The organism is Shewanella surugensis, from assembly GCF_023284005.1.
Classification (GTDB): domain Bacteria; phylum Pseudomonadota; class Gammaproteobacteria; order Enterobacterales; family Shewanellaceae; genus Shewanella; species Shewanella surugensis.
Map to the genome: position 1 here is coordinate 19,671 of NZ_JAKIKS010000016.1, position 20,902 is coordinate 40,572.

Consider the following 20,902-nt stretch of genomic DNA (forward strand, 5'->3'; position numbering starts at 1 on the left):
TAACTCTTCAGTTTGCATCACTTCCACCCGATCCACTGTTTTCAGCATCTATCGCATCTTGAGCCGCCTTAATCTTAGCTTCAGCAGCAACCTCTTCTTTATCTCTTTCTTTACTCTCTGCAATCGATTTCAGCGTCGAATTCGTTTCACGCATCTTAGTCTCTAAACCTTGACCTTGCTTATAACGCTCTAAGACTTCATTCACTTCTGGGGCAATATAATCGCTCATACTCCATTCAGGTAAGACAGGCACACTACTGTTAGGCATCAAGTTAATCCCTCTGTCATCTTGCTCTAGCTGTAACGCCCTAAAATAATTGTACTTACGACCAGAAATGCCTTGCATTGTCATGCCATCACGAATAATGGTGGGCTTAATAAACACCATTAGGTTTTTCTTTTTCTTAGTGCTTGAAGAAGATCTAAATAAATGACCAAGCCAAGGAATATCGCCTAAGAAAGGCACTTTTTGCACGCTTTCTTGCACTTCTTCAGTAATGAGACCCCCAAGTACCACAATTTCACCCGAATCCGCCATGACCGTCGTCTTTAAACGTCTAGTTGAGAAGGTCACATCGACACTGGTTGTGCCGTTAACCCCAGAGACTTCTTGCTCGATAATAAGCTTAACCGAGGTGCCTTCGTTAACCAGTGGCGTGACGGTCAACTTGACCCCCACCTCTTTACGTTCGACAGATTGGAACGGGTTACTGTTATCAGAGCTTGCTGTCGAGCCGGTAATGACTGGTACTTCATCCCCCACAATAAAGGAGGCTTCTTGATTATCAAGGGTGGTGATAGACGGCGTCGCTAACACGTTCGATGTGGTATCACTCGATACCGCTTGAATCAACGCGCCAAAATCTCCCGACCAAAGCCCCCAAGCCATACCATTGACTTTCGATAACGCAGCAGCCAAGGTGGTAATGTCACCCTGAGTATCTGGATTTGATGTACACTCTTTAGTATCTCCAGAGCCATAACACGTCTCAGTACCTTTTGTTTCTTGTGCATCCCACACACCGGCACCAATCTCACCAAGGGTAGGGCCAATGTTATTAAATTGAGTTCCCATCCCAAAGGCACTGCCCATTTGTATGCCAAAACCGACGGTATCCCCTTCGGCCACTTCAACAATAATGGCTTCGACAAGTATTTGCGCACGTCGAATATCCAGCTGATTAATGACATTTTCTAGGGTACGCATTTGATCGGGTTCGGCACTAATCACCAAGGCATTGGTATCAGCATGCGCCACAATATTGATATTATTCCGGCGCTTACCAGTGCCTGAACTCGATGACTTAGAGGTTGATTTGTCATTTACTAATTTTTCTGCAAAGCCGGTTAATACTTCCACCAGATCTTCAGCCTTAGCATAACGTAAATAACGCACCTTAATATTACCCGTTGTCGCCTGATCGGCATCGAGCTGTTTAATCAGTGCAACAACACGCTCTCGACTTTTTTCATCACCACTGACAATCACGGCATTTAAACGCTCATCAGCAACCACTTTAGGAGCTTGCCCTGGAAGCTGTGCTTGATTACCCGTCGTACGATACAGGCTTTCAATGATCCGTACCATTTCACTGGCAGAGGCAAACTGTAAATCCACAACCTGTACGGCCGTATCACCTTGCTTGTCCACTCGGTGAACAATATCGACTAACTTATTAACTACGGCTGCACGACCGGTAATCATTAAGACATTCGACTGATCGTAGTTAACGACATTACCGCCACCCGCATTATCATTAAGTTGGCGTAATAATGGTGCCAGTAATTTTGCTTCCGTGTTATATAAAGGCACGACTCGCGTCACCATCTCATCACCCATTCCCGGTGATTGATCGTCTGCAACCCTTATCGCTGCCGTTTTAGCATCTTTATCTTTAATCACTTTAATGATGTTATTTTCAACTTGAACAGCGGCATAACCATACACCTGCAATACATTCAAGAAGAATTGATAATACTGTTCTTCATCCAGTAAATCATAACTGCGGACATTTATTTTTCCACGAACAGTAGGATCGACAATAATAGTCTTATTCAGGTTTTTGCCGACAATATTGATAAATTCTTCAATATCTGCCCCTTTAAAATTAGCGGCAAATTGTTCAGCCCATGCAAGTGATGGGGTCAATAAAGCCGCTCCCATCACTAATCCAGCGACTAAGCTTCGCTTAATATTCTTCTTATTTATCATCAACCTTCCCCAGAAACCCTTTTCTAAATTTGCGACCAAAACACACTGTCAATTGACTAAAAAGCACTAACTAAAGTGCTTACATTTTCCATTTGTTCGCTTAAAAAATTTTATGCACACACCGCTGCTTTTTATGCATCATATTCTCGATTAAACATTGGTGAAATATAATTTATAATATAAAGCTTATTCACATTACTGAGGCAAACTGAACATTATTTCAATTAATTGGCCTTTTCTCTCTACCATTAACGACATTTCTGTTAACTCTGGTAATGATGACATCACTTCTAACGCTTGTCCCATATCGGTCAAATCATAACCATTAATGGATTTGGCTAAATCGTTAGGTTTTAGTCCAGATTGAGTAAATAGCGCTCTATCTTTACCCGCATTAAGACGATAGCCTGCCAATTTACCGTTTTTTCTCACTGGGGATATTGATAAATAGTCGGTAATTTTACCAGGATCAGACACCAGTTCGTCTCGAGACATTTTCAATTGCTCAGATACCGCTTTATTTTCTCTATGATCAATTTTTCTAACATCCTTATTCGTTTTGGCTTTTTGTAATTGTTTATTCGCTTGTCCTTGCGCTTCATATTGCAACCCATCGAGCATTAAGGTTTCATAGCGACCATTATTAGTAATAATAATACGGTCGACATAAACTTCTTTGAGTGAAGCCGAAGTTCCTTTTATTTTATCGCCCAAGCTATAAGTATCTTGCCCACCACTAGAAGCGATAATAGCAAGACCTTTTTGCTCTGTTGTTGAAGCAACCACCCCTGTCAGCTGAATAGATAATGTCGTTTTAGGTGCATCAGTGATCTGCTCGACAATGTTTGCTTTAGGTTTATCCTTTGCATCAGCGGTATACTGACCAAATAAAGCTAACTTCTCAATATCTTTAACATTAACTTTACCTGCACGATTAATTTCCACAGGAATAGGCTGCCATTTAGACGCCGTCATGGTATCAGGCACCATTTTCCAAGTAATTTGTGCCAGTAAAGATAAACTCAGTAACATTCCAGACCAAAAAATAACATTATTAAATGGCTTTTGAGGTATCTTCGCTATTTTTGTAAAAATCGTATCTAATAAATCCATAATTAATGGGACCCTATTTCAATAGGCCTCTACTCTGTTTTACGTTAATTTAGCAAATCGTCTACCATGCTAACCTACACAGTTAACAGCAACAAGCCCATAACGCGAGCAATATTGGCGATAAATGTTCAAATATGCTAACTTGATAAGCTTAATATAAGCACTCAGCATGATAGAAATGCGGGTAGATTGAACAACCAATAGTAAGCACCGCCAATAAAATAATATATTTTCCCTTATTTTACATAACTTTAAATACAACGTGATACTTTAATGTCCGAAATAAAAAAAATAGACCTTCAAGTTCGCCTTGATAAATGGCTATGGGCCGCCCGTTTTTATAAGACAAGAGCCATAGCAAAAGAAATGATCAACGGTGGAAAAGTCCATTATAACGGCCAGCGAGCAAAATCAAGTAAGATTGTCGAAATCGGCGCACAAGTCAAGTTAAGGCAAGGCTTTGACGAAAAAGAAATCATTGTCATTCAACTCTCAGAGCACAGACAAAAAGCCGTAATCGCTCAAACCTTGTACCAAGAAACCCCGACAAGTCAAGCTAAGCGTGAAACCAATGCAGAAGCAAGAAGATTAAACATTCTTAACAACCCCGCACCAGCACATAAACCAGACAAAAAACAACGTCGCCAACTAATACGATTTAAAGAAAGTTAATTGATAAAGAGACTGTAGAATGAATAAAGATAATTTACATCGCTACCTATTTGAAAGTGCTGATGTTCGAGGCCAAATAGTACAACTTGAAGAAAGTTACCAAGCGATATTAGCCGCCCATGAATATCCCACGGTGATTCAAAGCCTGTTAGGACAATTGATGTCGGCAACATCATTATTAACTTCTACCTTAAAGTTTCAGGGTGATATTAGTGTCCAGCTTCAAGGAGATGGCCCCGTTTCACTCGCCGTTATTAATGGTGATGTTCAACAACAACTTAGAGGTGTTGCACGTTTTGAGGGCCCTTTAGGAGAGTCTGATGATTTGCAGCAACTATTTGGTAAAGGACACATGGTCATCACACTCACACCCAATAAAGGTGAGCGCTACCAAGGTGTTGTGGCTTTAGACAAGCCCACATTAAGTCAATGTTTAGAGGCTTACTTCTCTCAATCAGAGCAACTACCCACCAAAATTTGGTTATTTTCAAATGGTCAACAAGCAGCTGGCATGTTATTGCAAATACTACCGAGTGAAGCCAAGCATAATGAAGCTTTTGAACATCTGAGTGTTCTCACCGATACCATTAAAGCCGATGAATTATATGCTCTTGATGCACAAACAGTCTTAAACCGCCTATACCATGAAGAAGATCTTAGATTATTTGATCCTGTTAGTGTTAGTTTTAGCTGCCGCTGCTCTAAAGAGCGAAGCGCTCAAGCCATACGCAGTGTGTCTAAAGCTGAAATAGATGACATCATTAAAGAGCAAGGAAAAATCGAAATGGGATGTGAGTATTGCAATACGCAATATTCTTTCGACAGCATTGATGTTGAAGCTATTTTTTCTAATCAGCAATACACTGAAAATAAACAGTAAATATTGAGTATCAAAATGAAAGGTATATTATTTATGCCTTTTATCACCTTTTTTTGATTTCCTTTCACCTATTCTTCATCGCCTAAGTTACAATCAATTTCGATCATAAACTGGCAACAAAAAGATCAGTACATTATTGTGAATAACAAATGGAGATTAACCCTATGGCGGACGGATTCAACCGCAAACATCTTAACCTCTCAACCCAAGAGTTAATTGATTATGCACTTAAACGTAATGAAGCTGAGCTAACCTCAACCGGTGCCATTATGGCAAAAACAGGCACCCGTACTGGTCGTTCTCCTAATGATAGATTCATTGTAAAAGAACCCTCTACAGAAACAGAGATAGATTGGGGAAAAATAAACCGTCCTTTTGAAGCAAGCGCTTTTGAGTCACTTTGGCAAAGAGTTGAAACCTATCTTCAAGATAAGGACACCTTTGTCTCAGAGCTAGAAGTCGGTGCCGATCTTCAACATTACCAACCTGTTCAAGTCACCACTCAATATGCTTGGCATCAACTATTTGCACGTAATCTGTTTATCCTACCTGAACAGTTTAATGCGCAAAACAAACCTGTTTGGCAAATCATTAATGCTCCTGATTTTGAATGTGTGCCACAAAGGGATGGAACACATTCAGATGCAGCTTGCATCATTAACTTCGCTGAGCGAAAAGTGTTGTTAGCAGGGTTAAAATATGCGGGAGAAATGAAGAAATCCATGTTCTCCGTGCAAAACTTTCTCTTACCGGCACATAATGTTTTACCGATGCACTGCTCTGCCAATGTGGGACATCAAGGCGATACCACCTTATTTTTTGGATTATCTGGAACAGGGAAAACAACCCTATCAGCCGACCCTAAACGTTTACTCATCGGTGATGATGAACATGGTTGGGCCGCTGGGGGCGTCTTTAATATTGAAGGCGGTTGTTATGCTAAATGTATCGACTTAAGCCAGAAAAATGAGCCCGTCATTTGGGACGCTATACGTCATGGTGCCGTACTTGAAAATGTTATCATTGATGAAAACAAGACCCCTGATTATCATGATGATAGCCTAACAGAAAATACCCGTGTCGCTTATCCTCTTGAACATATACCTCAACGAAAATTAGAAAATCGAGGCCCAGAGCCTCATGCTGTCGTTTTTCTGACCTGTGATGTTTCCGGTGTTTTACCTCCGGTATCTAAACTCACTAAGGCACAAGCTGCCTATCATTTCTTATCTGGGTATACTGCAAAAGTAGGTTCAACAGAAGTCGGCTCAACATCGGCTATTCAATCCACTTTTTCAACCTGCTTTGGCGCCCCTTTCTTTCCTCGACCCGCCAATGTCTATGCAGAGCTACTAATGGAGCGAATTGAATCATTTGATAGCCAAGTATACTTAGTTAATACAGGTTGGACAGGAGGGCCTCATGGCATAGGGAAGCGCTTTGATATCCCTACCACTCGAGCCATTATTGATGCTATCGTCAGTGGTGAGTTAAAGGAAGCTGAAACACAACACCTAGAAAAAATTAACTTACATATTCCATTGTCTGTATCAGGTGTTGATAAGCAATTATTAAACCCCATTGATACTTGGGAAGATAAAGGTAAATATGCTGAATTTGAACATGTATTAGCCGTCAGTTTCCAAGAGAATTTTTCTAAATATCAAGTGTCAGATGCGATCAAAAATGCGGGACCAAACATCTAGCACCTTTGCTTTAAAAGCGTCACAACAGAAAACCTTCTGACTCGACGCTTTATAAATAGGAGCTGTTTAGCTTTCAAGATGTCTTTTGCATCGCCCTAAAAGATAAGCTGGCCCTAAGGGCTGTTGTTCTTTGGTGGTCATTTATGCAGCAGCATGTAGACTCTTTATACAATACAGAGCTTGTGTTGTTATTCTCGACTTGGGTTCAAACGTTGTTCTAGCTTCCCCATCAATGGGGTCGTACATAAAGAAGCGATAACGCTGTAAAAAGGAGTCACAAACGCTGTCCGTAGGATCCGGCTAAACGTGTTTTACTCTTTCGTTGTAGACAATTTGCTTAGAAGGCTAGGCAACATTCTCTACACCGTGATTAAAACACGTTTATTTCGGACAGAATTTAACCACGAAAGTTCAACAGCCCCTAACACTCAAGCGAAAATAAAAACAGTAATGTCACATCGCTTGAGCATCATCCCAAAACAGATAAACCATCATTTGTTCAGTCGTATTTCAAAGCACGCACTTTGAAAATTAGCATATGAAAATAGGGAATATTTATTTCATCAACAAGAATGTGAGCACTTATGAAACAACCGCTAATATTGATACTCGCTATGAGTACGAATTTACTTTTCGCTACATCGAGCGTCGCGCAAGAACCTATCAGCATAATTGAAGCCGCCAACATTACAGAGCCAGAAAAAGTTGCACTAGGGAAAATGCTCTATTTCGATCCAAGATTATCTAAATCTGGCTATATTTCATGTAATTCATGTCACAATCTAGCCACAGCTGGCGTCGATTCCTTGGCAACATCAATAGGCGATCAATGGCAGCAGGGTCCAATTAACTCTCCAACGGTCCTAAACTCCCGCTATAACATTGCCCAATTTTGGGATGGACGAGCAAAAGATTTAAAAGAGCAAGCTGGCGGCCCTATCGCCAACCCCAAAGAAATGGGATCAACGCACTCCCTAGCAGTGACAACGATCGCATCCATACCTGAATATCAAAAATTGTTTGCAGATAACTTCGATAATAATGCCATTAGCATCGATACGATTACTGATGCCATAGCGGCCTTCGAGGAGACCCTTGTCACGCCTAATAGTCCATTTGATCAATACCTCATGGGTAACAAACAAGCAATCTCAAGCAATACGATAAATGGGTATCGATTATTCAAAGAAGTCGGCTGTGTAGGTTGCCATAATGGACCCGCCGCAGGTAACAATATGTACATGAAAATGGGTGTCGTTAAAACCTTTGTTACCACCAACCCTGCCATTGGGCGTCAAGCCTTGACAGGAAAAGCCATCGATAAAAATGTCTTTAAGGTTCCGACCTTAAGAAATATTGAACTCACATACCCTTACTTCCATGACGGCAGTGTTTGGACATTAGAAGAGGCCGTCACCATCATGGCAGATATTCAATTAGGTAAAAAACTATCAGAAAAAGACACGCAAGATATTGTCCTATTCTTACAGTCATTAACGGGTGATCAGCCTCAAATTGTGCTTCCCATTTTACCGCCATCGAATAAAAATACGCCCAAACCCACCCCATTCATTTTATAAAAGTTTAATGAGGCATTATTCATTTAGTGCCTCATTTTATTTAGTCAAAAACACTAACATTTAACCACATAGTTAACAAATATCACCACATTATTAATAAATTCAATCAATAACAATTAGTTATATTTTTGGCCCCTAATTTGCCTATTCAACGATAATTCATCGAAGTAATACAACAATAAGGACTAACCACATGATGTTCCGTTCAATAATAGCGATTAGTGTCATGATATTAACTCTGACTGGATGCATTATTTATGTCGAAGGGGCTAGCCACGCTCCCTTACAATACAAACAGGTAAAAAAAAGACTCGATACCCAAAACCTCCATAGTCTCATCGCCAATGTAGGGGCTGGACAACTCGATATTAAAGGGGTTGCAGGACTAAAAGCAATCACTGTGACTGCCGACATTTATTACCATGAAGATAATGCTTACGTCCTCACCCTTAAAAATCGAGGTGAAAAAGCAGAGCTTATTGCTAAATTTGCAAAACGAAAAAACACTCAGCCCAAGCCTTACATAGATCTCAGTATTTTAGTACCTGCAGCCATGGCATTGACATTAAATGATGGCTCGGGTGCGGCAAAAATCAACAATGTGACTGCCGACATCCATCTAAATGATGGATCCGGTAACATCAGTATTGTTGGCGGACATCATCTACAAATTAATGATGGATCGGGTAGCATAGCGATCAAAAATAGTTCAGGTAATACACAGATAATCGATGGCTCAGGCGATATGAGTATTCAAAATATCATTGGCAATATCACCATCGATGATGGTTCGGGTGATATTAATGTTCACACCAGTCAAGGTAACGTCACGCTAGGTGATGGCTCCGGCGATATCAATATCCACAGTACTAAGGGATTAACCATCCTTTCATCAAGCTCTGGTGAAGTTAACGTCGATAATATTGATGGCCCCATTCGCATGTAAAACGTCCATTGATGTCTATCATACCATCTGTCCATCATCAGAATTCCTAAGCATACTCTTTACTAAATATTCTTAGGCTTTTTGATCAACCAAAATAAAAATATATGCCTCATAATCAAAATAAGTGACAAGAATATAATGATCCAACGTAAAATTTTCACACTCGGCAGCAAAGGAAAATCATACTCACCTTGTATTTCTGACACTATTAAGGTGATAAAAATAGCGATAAAACTAAGTAATCTCATTTTTACCGTTAACCAAATAGGCGGACATACGTTCGCGGCAAGATAAGCGCTAAACATTCCTATAATCGCCCCCATAACAATATCAGTAGGCCAATGTGCACCTACTATGATCCGCGAAATGCCCACTAAACTAGCCATCACAAGCAATATGACCTTTATCCCAATATGATTTAACGATAAGTAAAGACTCCCCGCAAACACAAATACAGCAGCAGTATGGCCTGAAGGAAAACTATCTTTGAAATGAATATTACCGATAATATTTAAAGAGTTTAAAATAGCTGCAGGCCTAAGTACATCAAAATAGTGCTTTAAAATCGTTACCAATACAGCACAGATCACACCCGCAATGAGCATTCGACAAATAAGTTCTGGGCGAAAGACTAAAAAACAAAGACTCAAGCCTATCACCAGTGTGCCACTGCCCAAATCAGTCAAATGAGCTGAAAACCAATTAGGTAAGATTAATGCTAAATCATTAAAAAAATAAAAACCCTGTAAATTAACTTCCTTCTTCCATAGGATAAAATCAAGTATGATTAAAAAAGTTAATACGATTCCGTATCCTCGACTTTGCTCCTTCAAAAGTGCACGTGATTGAGCCAAGTAAGATTGATAAGACGTTTTCATGGCATCTCTTATTTCCTATACACTCTATAACTAAGGAGTATAGATGGGGATAGAGCAACCCCCAAACAAGATAAGTTTCACAGCCTTTCTAGTATTTAAGCCAAGATGATGGTTATTTTCATTTTAAAAAAAAACTTATAATAGATCAGGTGATAATTAAATGGAAGAGTTTTTAGAGCAGTACCCAATACATACAAAAATCACTGTCGCTTGGGGTGACATGGATGCCTTACAGCATGTTAATAACGTCATCTATTTTAAATATTTTGAAACCGCGAGAATAGATTTTTTTAAACAAATTAACTTACTCAAAGCCACGACAGAGATAATAATAGGCCCGGTGATCAGTGAGAATCAAGCCAAGTATCAATATCCAGTCACTTTTCCAGATACCTTAATAATCGGGGTAACAATTAGTGAAATTGGCAACGATAGATTCATGATGCATTACTATACTTACAGTGAAAAGTTACAAAAAATCACCACAGTCGGATGGTCAAAAGTGGTTATGTTCAACTTTAAAACGGGACAAAAAGCGGCAATAACACCAGAATTACTTAACGCATTGCAGCAATACGAACACTAAAATAACAGGCTTGTACTTATTATCCATACCCAAGCGTATTGAAAATGTACTGGGGTATAAAGTAAACAAGCCTTAAACTAACAACAATAAAATGTTATGCGTCTACCCGCATTAATTGACCCAGTTGAGTACGGATCTCATCCGTTAGAAGCTGACTTTTATCTGTTTCATAATCATAAAACACCATCGTTGTTTGCGCTTCTGCCGTTTTTTTATTCCCCTGCCAACATGCTTGAGTCACCACAAAACTACTGTTACCAATACGGCTCACACATGTTTTAATAACAACATCTTCGCCATAAAATGTTGGCGCACTAAAAGCAATATTGAACCCTGCTAAAATCACATTCCATGTTTTTAAATCTTGCCCTGGATTTAAAATTTCAAATATAGGCTCACGCGCAGCCTCAAACCACATGGGAATAACAGTATTATTAATATGCCCCAATGCATCCGTCTCACAAAACCGTGGTCTTATGATTAACTGAACCTCATGACTTAACACGACTTCTCCTCATGACCTAACACCCTTTAAGTGGCTATCTTAAGTTGCTTTAAAATTTGTGTAAAACATTAAGAGTACATAGCATCAATTTCTTGTGAGTATTTATGATAAATCATCTTGCGACGTAATTTCATTGTGGGTGTAATAAGACCTGATTCCATAGAAAAAGGATCGGCTAACAGCGTGAATTTTTTGATTTTTTCATATCCAGCAAGCTCATCTTGTAATAAATGCAGTCTATTATCAAAATGCTCTATTACCTGAGAGTTCCGCAATAAATCTAATGGCGAATTATAATCAACACCTTGATCTTTAGCCCAAATTTCGAGTGATTCAAAAGAAGGGACTATCAGCGCTGTCACATAATGCTTAGCGTCAGCAACGATAGCAACTTGCTCAATAAGCGGATCACACCCCACCTTTCCTTCCACTCGCTGTGGAGCAATATATTTTCCATTCGACGTTTTCATTAACTCCTTGATACGATCAGTAATAAAAAGATTACCTTGCTCGTCAATGAAACCTGCATCACCCGTTTTTAACCAACCATCTTCAAAGGTTTCTTCGGTCGCTTCAGGTCGATTATAATAACCTCGCATAACCGTATCCCCACGTACTAAAATTTCATTGTCTTTACCCAACTTAATATCCACACCGGGTAAAGGCTTACCATTGGAGCCCGTTACACGGTTATTCAAGGTATTTAATGTCACTGTTGCACTGGTTTCTGTCATACCATAGCCACATAAAACGGGTAAATTAATACTATGAAAGAAGCCTGCGACTTTAGGCTCAAGCGCCGCGCCCCCACAAGGCATAAATTTCAGTCTGCCGCCTAATACCTGCTGTAATTTTGAAAAAACGAGCTTACTTGCCAATAAAAATTGTAATTTTAACCATAATGAGCCCTTGGCCCGACTCTGGCTAACTTCAAACTGCCTCTCGCCCACAGACAATGCCCATGCGAACAGTTTCTTTCTCTTCTCAGGCGCTTTAGCCACCTTTTCTTGGACCGCACTGTACACTTTTTCTAAAAATCGTGGCACAACACACAAGGTATGTGGGCGCACTTGGGTAATCGCTTCCTTCACCTTCATTGGATCTTGCAAATACACATTGCAACCACCGCGACCCAGCACATAGAAGCTCCAGCCACGCTCAAAAACATGGCTTAGCGGTAAGAAGACAAGCGAGACATCGCCAGACTCAAAGTTAAGCTCACTATCATGCTGGCGAATAATCGTCGCCACATTGCGATGATCTAAAATGACACCTTTTGGATTGCCTGTGGTACCAGAGGTATAAATCAAGGTGAGAATATCATCGAGTAGTAAGTTCGATAGACGTTTATCCAGCTCGAGTGAATAACGCTCCTCCACTGCTTGATAAAGTAAAGTATCTAGATGAAAATGGCTCTTTTGATCGACCAGTTCTACACTCGCATCAAATACGATAATTTGAGTCGCACTCTCACAACCTGCTACGAGCTGACAGGCCATTTGATATTGTTGGAGATCACCGACAAAAATTAACTTCGCCTGACAATCTTCCATAATATAGGCAGCTTGCTCTAAGGTACTCGTCGGATAAATCGGGACAACAACCGCTTTCGCTTTCAACATTCCCACATCAGCACAAGTCCATTGCGGGCAGTTTTGCGATAAAATAACGGCTTTATCTTGGGCTTGCAGTCCAAATTGAATCAGTAGCCGGGCTATTTGTGATGTGTAATCATCAAATTGCCTCCAACTAACACTGTCCCAAGGCGCGGCCATTTCAAAGCCTTTAAGCGCGGTGGCATCGCCAAGTGACTGACTCTTTTGCTGTATGAGCCGAATAACATGATATTGTTCGAGAGACATAAAATAGCTACCTTCATCGCTTAAAAGCGTATTGTTTTTTAGCCATATTACTTGAAGATGTAATAAAAACTAAGAGTTTTTGCTCTACTTATACTAAAACAAGTGAAAAAACAGTAAAATCACATAAAAAAATGCCACACAAAAGCAACATTAGACCACGAAAAAATTAGTGAATCACTATTAATATCAATAGATTAAAAAACTCAAACTTACTTAACTTTAGGTCTGAAAGGCTTAATAATAGTTTCATTACACTCTAAAAAAGGACCTTCCATTAAATCGATGCAATAAGGAATTGCGGGAAAGACAGCGTCTAAGCATTCACGAATAGATTTGGGTTTGCCAGGTAAATTGACTATTAACGAATCGCCTCTAAGCCCCGCAGTCTGCCTAGATAAAATAGCCGTAGGCACAAACTTTAGCGATTCTGCGCGCATTAATTCACCAAACCCCGGCATGAGACGATCGCACACGGCTTCTGTCGCCTCTGGAGTCACATCTCTTTTTGCTGGCCCCGTCCCGCCTGTCGTCACAATCAGGCAGCAATCTTGGTCATCTGCTAAACGAATTAAGGTCTCCTCTATGACTTCTTTTTCATCAGGGATCACTTGGTAAACGGGTTCCCATTCGGAGACGAGATATTCATTAAGCACATCAATAATGGCTTTACCTGAAAGATCTTCATAAATTCCGGCACTTGCCCTGTCACTTACAGTAACAACCCCTATTTTAGCGATGCTCATTTTTACGGCCTAATTCCACTTTATTGATGCCATAGACTAACACAGACTCAACACCTCATCTAACAGAGGTAATGCTGGAAAGGCATCTTTTTGCATACAGGTTTTCGCGCCACACCTTACGGCAAACGCCACAGCTTTTCTCATCTGGGTGTCATTACTTAACAAATCCAGCGACTGTATATCAACAACAGCCATATCATTTTCAGTATCCACTCGTCCCCCTATTAGGGCAAACCAAAACCCTACGACAAAACTGTCACCCGCCCCCGTGGTATCTATCGCGCTGATCTGTGGTGTCGCAACTTTCGATGTAAAAGTCGGTGTAATAATCTCAACCGCTTCACTTCCATTGGTCATTAAAATAACCATGACGCCTTTAGAGAAGCAATTGAATATCAATGAAGTAAGCAGTTGTATGCAATATGAAAAACTTAATGAACTTCATTTTCACCTTCATCAAGTAGATGAGCAGAAGGATCTTTGATTAAATTAAAAAGAGATAATAAACAAAGCAACAAAGCAAAAAAGGTGGCTAGATAGAATCCATATCGTACATCACCAAATAAATCACTGATCAATCCCATGAGTAAAGGACCTATAGCGGCAGATAAGGCGGTAAAAAAGAGAATGACCCCCGCAACTGAACCATGCTGTTTAACAGGAAAACAACTAATGCCTTTAGAGTTCAATGTTGGATACATCATCGACATAAAAAGCCCAGATAAGGGTAATAAAAACACCGCAGCTTCGATATCCAAAGACATAGCACCAAGGTAACACGCACAAATAGCGAGACTAAAACTAAACATGACTTGTTGCCATCTAAAGCGCCTTAATACCCAGCCCCCCATAAAACGCCCTGCAGCCCTTAACGTAAAAAATATAGCCAAAGAATAAGTGGCAACCAGTGCAAATTCACCTTTATAGTCGATGAATAATGACGGCATCCAAACATAAATAGCCACTTCAGTGGCAACGTAAAGCCCTATGGCTAAGGAATAGCCTAATGCATAAGGATTACGCATCATTTTCATTGTACCTTTAAGAGTAACAGGCTCATCATTGGCTTGCTTTATATCTGGATAACGTGACAAAAGAGCAACTAAACATAACAACACACAAAAGACACCAGCCCCCAAATACAGGTATTTCCAAGATAGACCATTGACAAGAAAGTAACTCACAATAGCAGGTCCCATCATTGCCCCTACCCCAAAAAATCCTTCGACAGTATTCATCGTACTAGCATGTTCTGAAGTATTTTTAGAAATATCACCTATTAACGCTAATGCCCCTGTTTTAAAAACACCAATTGCAGCTCCAACCAAAGCCAGCAACATAAGGAAATAATAAAACTCATCGCCAATAGCAAATAAAAAACAAGCCAAAGCAAAACAACTCAGCCCTATAAGGATCGTCACTTTCCTGCCTAATTTATCCGCTAAATAACCCAAGAACAAACCACTTAGCGCTATAAAAATCATCGGCATATAGTGAAAAGCACTGGCTTGAGCCATCGATAAATTAAAAGTCGAAATTAACTCTGGAATAATGACACCTACGGCATCAGAGGTCATTGCAAACATAAAAAACATCAAATATGTCAACATTTTGATTCTTCGTATGTTCGTTTGTTGTATATCTAAATGAGAATTAGCCATCACTGTTACCTATCTATTATTTTAACATTCAACTAAATGTTAAATGCTAAATGCTAAATGCTAAATGTTAAGATCCAATACTTAAAAAGTACCAAAAATACAGTAATCAATTAATAAAAAACAATTTAAAAACAACTCGCGTACCATTTAACAGCCCGTCAAAAGGTTAATAATCGTTAATCTTACACGATTCAAAAAATAACCGTTTTTGATAAAAATTAAATAATTTCCTTGATTATTTTTTAAGCTTAGCTGAAGATACAACTTAATCGATTAAGTGGCTATATGCAATTTTGGATATAAAGTTAATATGAAAAATAAAATACAGCTCATCACTTACACAGATAGAATGACTGGCGGAGGACTTAAAAATCTCAAAAAAATATTAGATAATGAGTTAAAAAATGTCTTTTCTGGTGCACATATATTACCTTTTTACTATCCAATCGATGGAAGCGACGCTGGTTTCGATCCCATTGATCATATTCGCGTCGATCCACGCTTAGGTGAATGGAACGACATTAAAAATATCGGTCAAGATTATGATCTCATGGCTGATCTTATCGTCAATCATATCTCTGCCGAGTCAGAAGAGTTTCAAGATGTTTTGCGCCATCCTAATAGCTCACCTTATCGTGATTTATTTCTCACCAAGCAGAGTGTCTTTCCTGAAGGTATGACTGCAGAGCAGCAACAAAGTATTTATCGTCCTCGCCCAGGGAGTTGCTTTAGTCGCTATACTTTAGATGACGGCTCAGAAGCGGATTTTTGGACAACGTTTACTCGAAATCAAATCGATATCGACGTAAAATCCCACTCGGGCCAAGCATATTTAAATAAAGCACTGCAACAGTTTGCACAAAGTAATATAAAGCTCATTAGACTCGATGCGGCAGGTTACGCCATTAAAAAAGCCGGAAGCAGCTGCTTCATGATAAAAGAAGCATTTGATTTTATTGATGAGCTATCAGATAAGGCCCACCAATTAGGAATGAGAACACTGGCAGAAATTCATTCTCATTATGAAACACAAATCGATATCGCTAAACGTGTGGATATGGTCTACGATTTTGCGTTGCCTCCTCTGATTTTACACACACTCAATACATCCAACTGTGATGCACTTTGCCACTGGTTAACGATCGCTCCCAGAAATTGTGTCACCGTACTCGATACCCATGACGGTATAGGTATCATTGATGTTGGCCCGAGTGAAAGTAAACGCGGCTTATTAACTGCAGATCAAATAGATACACTGGTCAATAGTATCCATACAAAAAGTGCGGGGGAAAGCTTACAGGCAACAGGATCTGCCGCCAATAACATTGATTTATATCAAATTAATTGTACTTATTATGATGCACTTGGCCAAAATAATTATGACTACTTACTGGCTAGAGCGATTCAATTTTTCTCGCCAGGGATCCCACAAGTCTATTACGCAGGATTACTCGCTATACCCAATGATATGGCTTTGTTAGAAAAAACACATGTGGGTCGCGATATCAATCGCCCTTATTTAAACCACTTAGATATCCGTAACGCCTTAAAAAAGCCTATAGTCGATGCACTCATTAAACTGATAAAAATACGCAATAATAGTGAGGCATTCGAAGGTGATTTCTCATTAGTTCGCACTCAAAGTGGTTTCAATTTATGTTGGAATAACCTAGCGCTTCAGGCATCACTGAATGTGGATTTAATGAATAAAAACACCACAATATTCATTAAAGAGGCAAAAAAAGAAACCAAAGTACTCATATCAGACTTACTTGTACATTAGATTGTTAATCACTTCTCCAATAACACTTTCGCTTGGGAAATAAAATAACCTCCCAAGCAATAGGCGTTTCGCTTAACAGCTTCCACCCTCTCTAATCCCATAAGGCAAGGTTTCTTCATGGTTAGCCCCGTCGACAAACATTTGTGCCGCCTTAATCCCTTTTTGTTCTGAAAATTGATGTACTGTCGCAAGTGGCGGATTACACCTAACACCTTCATCAATACCATCAAAACCGACAACGCGAATATCGCTGGGGATCTTAAGGCCCATTTTCGTTGCTTCATTCATCAAGGTTAATGCAATAATATCACTCATACATAAAAAGACATTAGCTCTTGGAGTGGCGTTCAAAGCTTGTTTAGCCGCAATACTTGCACACTCTGAGCGACTTTCAGGAATATTCCACACTCGCTGTTTTTTAAGTGTCACATCTTTAAAGGAAAGTGCCGATAAATACCCTTTCAATCGTTGATGGGCCACTGAGGCTTCAGTCACAACAGAATCAAGATCTTCAACATAGCAAATTGCATTATGATCCAATAAACGCAATCCCATAATAGCCACATCATCATCAGAAGACTGTATTGCTAACTGTGCAATCTCATGGGCTGCAGATTGATTATCAATCCCTACTGAAGCATTACGCTGAATATCAAAATCTACAGTCACAACTTTCTTTCTCACTTGCTTAAGTTGCTCAACAAGTAATGGATTCCTCGGACGGCCATAGCAAATAAAGCCATCAACAAAATCGACAACGCTATTAACATGCTCAGCACTACCTGAAAAAAGTAATAAGTTTATCTTTTCTCTTGCTAATACCGATGCAACACCTTTCATAAAGTGGCTAGCGACAGGATCCGATACCATGTATTCAACACTATCAGATAAGACTAATGCGACAGTATCAAATTTCCCTTTGCGTAATGACTGAGCCGCCTTGTTAGGACCGGAATAGCCCAATTCAGCACAAGCAGCCAAAATATCTTTTCTACGTTTTTCGGATAATTGATCCGGTCGATTAAAAGCATTAGACACTGTCGCATTAGAGACGCCTAATTTTTCAGCTATACTTTTTAAGGTCCACTTTTTTTCTTCAAACACGTTCTCAATTTCCACTAGTTCAATGGGATCCCATTTATGCTACCAATAGCGAGCAAAAAGTTAGCCTAAAACAAACAATCACACATAATACAGGTCAGAGTACTATATATACAGCTGCAATGCCCCTAGACTCTGAGTTAATACTCTAAATATCTTGTAACACTAAGCATGAAAATCTAACCACAAATCCGCTTGCTTTTTATTTAAAAAGCTCCAACATAAAATCCTAGTTTGCTTATTACCCTGTTTCATTTCAATTACTTTTATCTGTTGCGCCTTGACATCTTTTAAGATTTTGTGACAGCTAATCAGGTTGTCTTTCTTGGAAATGAGGCTAGTAAACCACTGGCATTGTTGTGAAAAGTTTTTACTTTCGTTTATCATTCTTTGCAAAAACTGACGCTCACCACCTTCACACCAAAGCTCAGCGTTCTGTCCACCAAAATTTAATGCCACTTGAGAAGTCTCACTCGCCTTAACAACATCAGAATGGTTTTTCTTACTACGATTGATCGCTAAATTTTTTACTTTACGTTCATTCCCAGCATTAGCCTCTGCCAAAGAAGCATGAAATGGAGGATTGCATAAGGTCACATTAAACCGATCATTAGGCTGGATGACAGACTGAAATATATTATCAGGTTTATCTTGCAACCTTAGCGCTAACTTTCCCTTAATAATCGTATTTTTATTTATTATTTTGACAACATTATCAATGGCTAAAATATCTATATCCGATGCAGTAAATTGCCAACCATAAGTTTGAATCCCCAACAGAGGGTAAATGGCATTCGCACCGGTGCCAATGTCTAATGCTTTTACTTTATGACCTTTAGGCACCTTACCTTCGACAGACAATAAGTCTGCAACATGATGAATATAGTCGACTCGCCCAGGAATAGGTGGACATAAGAAACCTTCTGGTATATCCCAGTAATCAATATGGTAAAACTGTTTTAATAAAGCTTTGTTTAATGCTTTAACAGCCATTGGATCAGAAAAATCAATAGACAAGTCCCCATAGTGATTCGGTCTGACATATTGCTCAAAATCAGGAGAGTCTTTGATCAATGACGGGAAATCATACCCGACATTATGCACATTTCTTGAATGTAATCCTTTATGTTTAATTGAAGATGATGCTCCGTTCGTCATCCTCGTATCGTTGGCAGAAAGCCTTTTCTTAATTGTAGTCATAAAGAAGGTAAGAATAATTAAAAAGCAATTATACCTCATTACGTCACTTCAATGTGTTGAACCTTATCTATCCAAAATATAAAACACTCCCTTTAATGACTCAGTAATAAAACCACCATTGAAATGAAAACTAATTATAAAGATACTGAGTAAAGAGTAAATTAACCACCAAACGCTCACCCACTTCTTGTTCAAGTAAACGATTAACGGCCTCAAAACATTCTCGCCGGATCGACTCTTTCCCTATCATAGACTTAATTTGCTCTTCGCTTTGAGCCCCTAAAATCTCTAAAATCGTCGATCTCAATAAAGGATCATGATGTTCAAGTTCAATCAAAGATTGAGGATCATTAACCATAAGTTCAACATTAACCCTGACAAAGCTCCGTTTTTTACTGCTACTAATATAATTGGTCACAATATCAGGTTCGAGCCCATAGTAAGCATAGTTTTTTAATACTTGATTTTCAGTCCCGTTAACATTAAAAGCACTCACGAAAGTCAGTAGCAATAATAACCATTTCCCCATAATTAACACTTACGTCCTAAATTATTGCGCCCAGCGACATACACTAAAAAGAGCATAACAAGTGACAAATAAAAAAACATCATCACTTCTCAATAATGCGACCTTTCTGGGCACTTTCTTTATTTAATTTCCCTCCAATAACGCATTTATTGCGACATTTATCTCAATAATGCCAATTCCACTGACATTGACCAAAATGGCATGATAAACTAACGCCTCTAGGTTTATCGTCGGTTCCATGAAAAACACTCGATTGTAGGAGGGGTGTACAAAGTCGATATATCCATCCGGAGTTCATCACTGACTACAAGGAATTGAATGCCAACCTCAACGCTAAGCTTTCCATATGGTGAAGAGATTAACTGGTTATCACCCAATCATGTCCAAACGCCTCTTAATCCTTCTCTTCATTCATGGCTACTTGCTTCTGATAGCTTAACCCTGAAATTAAAAGAGCAATGTCAGCATTTTGAAGTCAAAGTATTAGGCGAGGGCATGCATACATCTTGTATTGGCGAACTGCCTCTGCAACAAACGGTATGGATCCGAGAGGTATTATTATGTTTGGATGGTCAACCTTGGGTGTTTGCAAGAACCATTATCCCTGAAAAGCTCATGATAAAAAAACAAGCCGATTTTTTAGCTCTAGGCTCCAAACCTTTAGGCGAGTTATTGTTTACTAAAAATGAGTTTGTCCCGGGAAAAATAGAAATTGCTAAATTTTCACTGAGTAGCAGATTAGCAAAATTTGCAGCATCATTAGATCAACACGTCAGTGAACCACTTTGGGGACGCCGTCGTTATTTCCATGTCGATTCAGAGCAGTTGATTGTTAGTGAAGTTTTTTTGCCCACCGCAAAAAAAAATATCATCAAAATGAAACAAGATCAGGAAGCTATTTTATAGGACTATTCACAATGATCTTTTTTGTTTCCTTTTTATCTT

The 20,902-nt window shown here is 39.3% G+C and carries 19 protein-coding genes; 8 read left to right on the forward strand and 11 right to left on the reverse strand.

Features of this window, described 5'->3' with window-relative positions; translation table 11 throughout:
* Positions 1 to 7: 7 nt before the first annotated feature.
* Together gspD and gspC are read right to left on the reverse strand one after the other, a co-directional pair.
* On the reverse strand, positions 8 to 2,209 hold the full coding sequence (gene gspD / locus L2764_RS05890; protein WP_312018340.1) for a type II secretion system secretin GspD: 2,202 nt from the start codon (positions 2,207 to 2,209) through the stop codon (positions 8 to 10).
* A 198-nt stretch (positions 2,210 to 2,407) separates the two neighbouring features.
* Positions 2,408 to 3,325: a type II secretion system protein GspC gene (gene gspC, locus L2764_RS05895; RefSeq protein ID WP_248939300.1), complete on the reverse strand. Its 918-nt coding sequence runs from the start codon at positions 3,323 to 3,325 to the stop codon at positions 2,408 to 2,410.
* Between the two features lie 273 nt (positions 3,326 to 3,598).
* Here gspC and hslR point away from each other — a divergent pair, with 273 nt between their 5' ends.
* The 5 genes from hslR (at position 3,599) to L2764_RS05920 (ending at position 9,109) form a co-directional block, all read left to right on the forward strand.
* On the forward strand, positions 3,599 to 3,997 hold the full coding sequence (gene hslR / locus L2764_RS05900; protein ID WP_248939301.1) for a ribosome-associated heat shock protein Hsp15: 399 nt from the start codon (positions 3,599 to 3,601) through the stop codon (positions 3,995 to 3,997).
* A gap of 19 nt (positions 3,998 to 4,016) precedes the next feature.
* Positions 4,017 to 4,877: an Hsp33 family molecular chaperone HslO gene (gene hslO / locus L2764_RS05905; protein ID WP_248939302.1), complete on the forward strand. Its 861-nt coding sequence runs from the start codon at positions 4,017 to 4,019 to the stop codon at positions 4,875 to 4,877.
* Positions 4,878 to 5,041: 164 nt separating this feature from the next.
* Positions 5,042 to 6,583: a phosphoenolpyruvate carboxykinase gene (locus L2764_RS05910; RefSeq protein ID WP_248939303.1), complete on the forward strand. Its 1,542-nt coding sequence runs from the start codon at positions 5,042 to 5,044 to the stop codon at positions 6,581 to 6,583.
* 614 nt (positions 6,584 to 7,197) lie between these two features.
* A complete protein-coding gene (locus tag L2764_RS05915) occupies positions 7,198 to 8,163 on the forward strand; it encodes a cytochrome-c peroxidase (RefSeq protein ID WP_283106922.1) in 966 nt (321 codons plus the stop codon).
* A 193-nt stretch (positions 8,164 to 8,356) separates the two neighbouring features.
* Positions 8,357 to 9,109, forward strand: coding sequence for a DUF4097 family beta strand repeat-containing protein (locus tag L2764_RS05920; RefSeq protein WP_248939305.1), 753 nt, complete (start codon positions 8,357 to 8,359; stop codon positions 9,107 to 9,109).
* 62 nt (positions 9,110 to 9,171) lie between these two features.
* Here L2764_RS05920 and L2764_RS05925 read toward each other — a convergent pair whose 3' ends face one another.
* On the reverse strand, positions 9,172 to 9,987 hold the full coding sequence (locus L2764_RS05925) for a phosphatase PAP2 family protein (RefSeq protein WP_248939306.1): 816 nt from the start codon (positions 9,985 to 9,987) through the stop codon (positions 9,172 to 9,174).
* Positions 9,988 to 10,147: 160 nt separating this feature from the next.
* On the opposite strand from L2764_RS05925, the gene L2764_RS05930 reads away from it, so the two are divergent.
* Entirely contained in the window at positions 10,148 to 10,573 is a 426-nt protein-coding gene (locus L2764_RS05930; RefSeq protein WP_248939307.1) for an acyl-CoA thioesterase, read from the forward strand.
* Between the two features lie 94 nt (positions 10,574 to 10,667).
* Here the strand turns inward: L2764_RS05930 and L2764_RS05935 are convergent, their stop codons facing one another.
* The 5 genes from L2764_RS05935 to L2764_RS05955 all read right to left on the reverse strand — a co-directional run bounded on the left by L2764_RS05935 (position 10,668) and on the right by L2764_RS05955 (position 15,344).
* The gene (locus tag L2764_RS05935; protein ID WP_248939308.1) at positions 10,668 to 11,078 is read right to left on the reverse strand and encodes an acyl-CoA thioesterase; all 411 of its coding nucleotides are present in this window, start codon (positions 11,076 to 11,078) and stop codon (positions 10,668 to 10,670) included.
* Between the two features lie 68 nt (positions 11,079 to 11,146).
* Positions 11,147 to 12,940 (reverse strand): AMP-dependent synthetase/ligase, encoded by a 1,794-nt coding sequence (locus tag L2764_RS05940; protein ID WP_248939309.1) that lies wholly within the window; start codon positions 12,938 to 12,940, stop codon positions 11,147 to 11,149.
* 209 nt (positions 12,941 to 13,149) lie between these two features.
* Positions 13,150 to 13,683 (reverse strand): molybdopterin adenylyltransferase, encoded by a 534-nt coding sequence (gene mog, locus L2764_RS05945; protein ID WP_248939310.1) that lies wholly within the window; start codon positions 13,681 to 13,683, stop codon positions 13,150 to 13,152.
* Between the two features lie 36 nt (positions 13,684 to 13,719).
* Positions 13,720 to 14,082: a PfkB family carbohydrate kinase gene (locus L2764_RS05950; protein ID WP_283106923.1), complete on the reverse strand. Its 363-nt coding sequence runs from the start codon at positions 14,080 to 14,082 to the stop codon at positions 13,720 to 13,722.
* Between the two features lie 32 nt (positions 14,083 to 14,114).
* Complete coding sequence (locus L2764_RS05955; protein ID WP_248939312.1) at positions 14,115 to 15,344, reverse strand: MFS transporter; 1,230 nt, start codon at positions 15,342 to 15,344, stop codon at positions 14,115 to 14,117.
* Between the two features lie 310 nt (positions 15,345 to 15,654).
* Here L2764_RS05955 and gtfA point away from each other — a divergent pair, with 310 nt between their 5' ends.
* A complete protein-coding gene (gene gtfA / locus L2764_RS05960; protein ID WP_248939313.1) occupies positions 15,655 to 17,127 on the forward strand; it encodes a sucrose phosphorylase in 1,473 nt (490 codons plus the stop codon).
* Positions 17,128 to 17,199: 72 nt separating this feature from the next.
* Here gtfA and L2764_RS05965 read toward each other — a convergent pair whose 3' ends face one another.
* From L2764_RS05965 to L2764_RS05975, 3 genes are all read right to left on the reverse strand, one after another.
* On the reverse strand, positions 17,200 to 18,231 hold the full coding sequence (locus L2764_RS05965; protein ID WP_248939339.1) for a LacI family DNA-binding transcriptional regulator: 1,032 nt from the start codon (positions 18,229 to 18,231) through the stop codon (positions 17,200 to 17,202).
* 162 nt (positions 18,232 to 18,393) lie between these two features.
* Positions 18,394 to 19,386, reverse strand: a complete 993-nt coding sequence (gene rlmF, locus L2764_RS05970; protein ID WP_248939314.1) for a 23S rRNA (adenine(1618)-N(6))-methyltransferase RlmF — start codon at positions 19,384 to 19,386, stop codon at positions 18,394 to 18,396.
* A gap of 172 nt (positions 19,387 to 19,558) precedes the next feature.
* Positions 19,559 to 19,957 (reverse strand): flagellar basal body-associated protein FliL, encoded by a 399-nt coding sequence (locus L2764_RS05975; RefSeq protein ID WP_248939315.1) that lies wholly within the window; start codon positions 19,955 to 19,957, stop codon positions 19,559 to 19,561.
* Between the two features lie 318 nt (positions 19,958 to 20,275).
* Here L2764_RS05975 and L2764_RS05980 point away from each other — a divergent pair, with 318 nt between their 5' ends.
* The gene (locus L2764_RS05980) at positions 20,276 to 20,863 is read left to right on the forward strand and encodes a chorismate--pyruvate lyase family protein (protein WP_248939316.1); all 588 of its coding nucleotides are present in this window, start codon (positions 20,276 to 20,278) and stop codon (positions 20,861 to 20,863) included.
* Positions 20,864 to 20,902 lie beyond the last annotated feature (39 nt).

Bases quoted from the DNA above. Each gene is read 5' to 3' on its own strand.
- gspC (WP_248939300.1), bottom strand. From the start codon at position 3,325: ATGGATTTATTAGATACGATTTTTACAAAAATAGCGAAGATACCTCAA.
- hslR (WP_248939301.1), top strand. From the start codon at position 3,599: ATGTCCGAAATAAAAAAAATAGACCTTCAAGTTCGCCTTGATAAATGG.
- hslO (WP_248939302.1), top strand. From the start codon at position 4,017: ATGAATAAAGATAATTTACATCGCTACCTATTTGAAAGTGCTGATGTT.
- L2764_RS05910 (WP_248939303.1), top strand. From the start codon at position 5,042: ATGGCGGACGGATTCAACCGCAAACATCTTAACCTCTCAACCCAAGAG.
- L2764_RS05915 (WP_283106922.1), top strand. From the start codon at position 7,198: ATGAGTACGAATTTACTTTTCGCTACATCGAGCGTCGCGCAAGAACCT.
- L2764_RS05920 (WP_248939305.1), top strand. From the start codon at position 8,357: ATGATGTTCCGTTCAATAATAGCGATTAGTGTCATGATATTAACTCTG.
- L2764_RS05925 (WP_248939306.1), bottom strand. From the start codon at position 9,987: ATGAAAACGTCTTATCAATCTTACTTGGCTCAATCACGTGCACTTTTG.
- L2764_RS05930 (WP_248939307.1), top strand. From the start codon at position 10,148: ATGGAAGAGTTTTTAGAGCAGTACCCAATACATACAAAAATCACTGTC.
- L2764_RS05940 (WP_248939309.1), bottom strand. From the start codon at position 12,940: ATGTCTCTCGAACAATATCATGTTATTCGGCTCATACAGCAAAAGAGT.
- mog (WP_248939310.1), bottom strand. From the start codon at position 13,683: ATGAGCATCGCTAAAATAGGGGTTGTTACTGTAAGTGACAGGGCAAGT.
- L2764_RS05955 (WP_248939312.1), bottom strand. From the start codon at position 15,344: ATGGCTAATTCTCATTTAGATATACAACAAACGAACATACGAAGAATC.
- gtfA (WP_248939313.1), top strand. From the start codon at position 15,655: ATGAAAAATAAAATACAGCTCATCACTTACACAGATAGAATGACTGGC.
- rlmF (WP_248939314.1), bottom strand. From the start codon at position 19,386: ATGACGAACGGAGCATCATCTTCAATTAAACATAAAGGATTACATTCA.
- L2764_RS05975 (WP_248939315.1), bottom strand. From the start codon at position 19,957: ATGGGGAAATGGTTATTATTGCTACTGACTTTCGTGAGTGCTTTTAAT.
- L2764_RS05980 (WP_248939316.1), top strand. From the start codon at position 20,276: ATGCCAACCTCAACGCTAAGCTTTCCATATGGTGAAGAGATTAACTGG.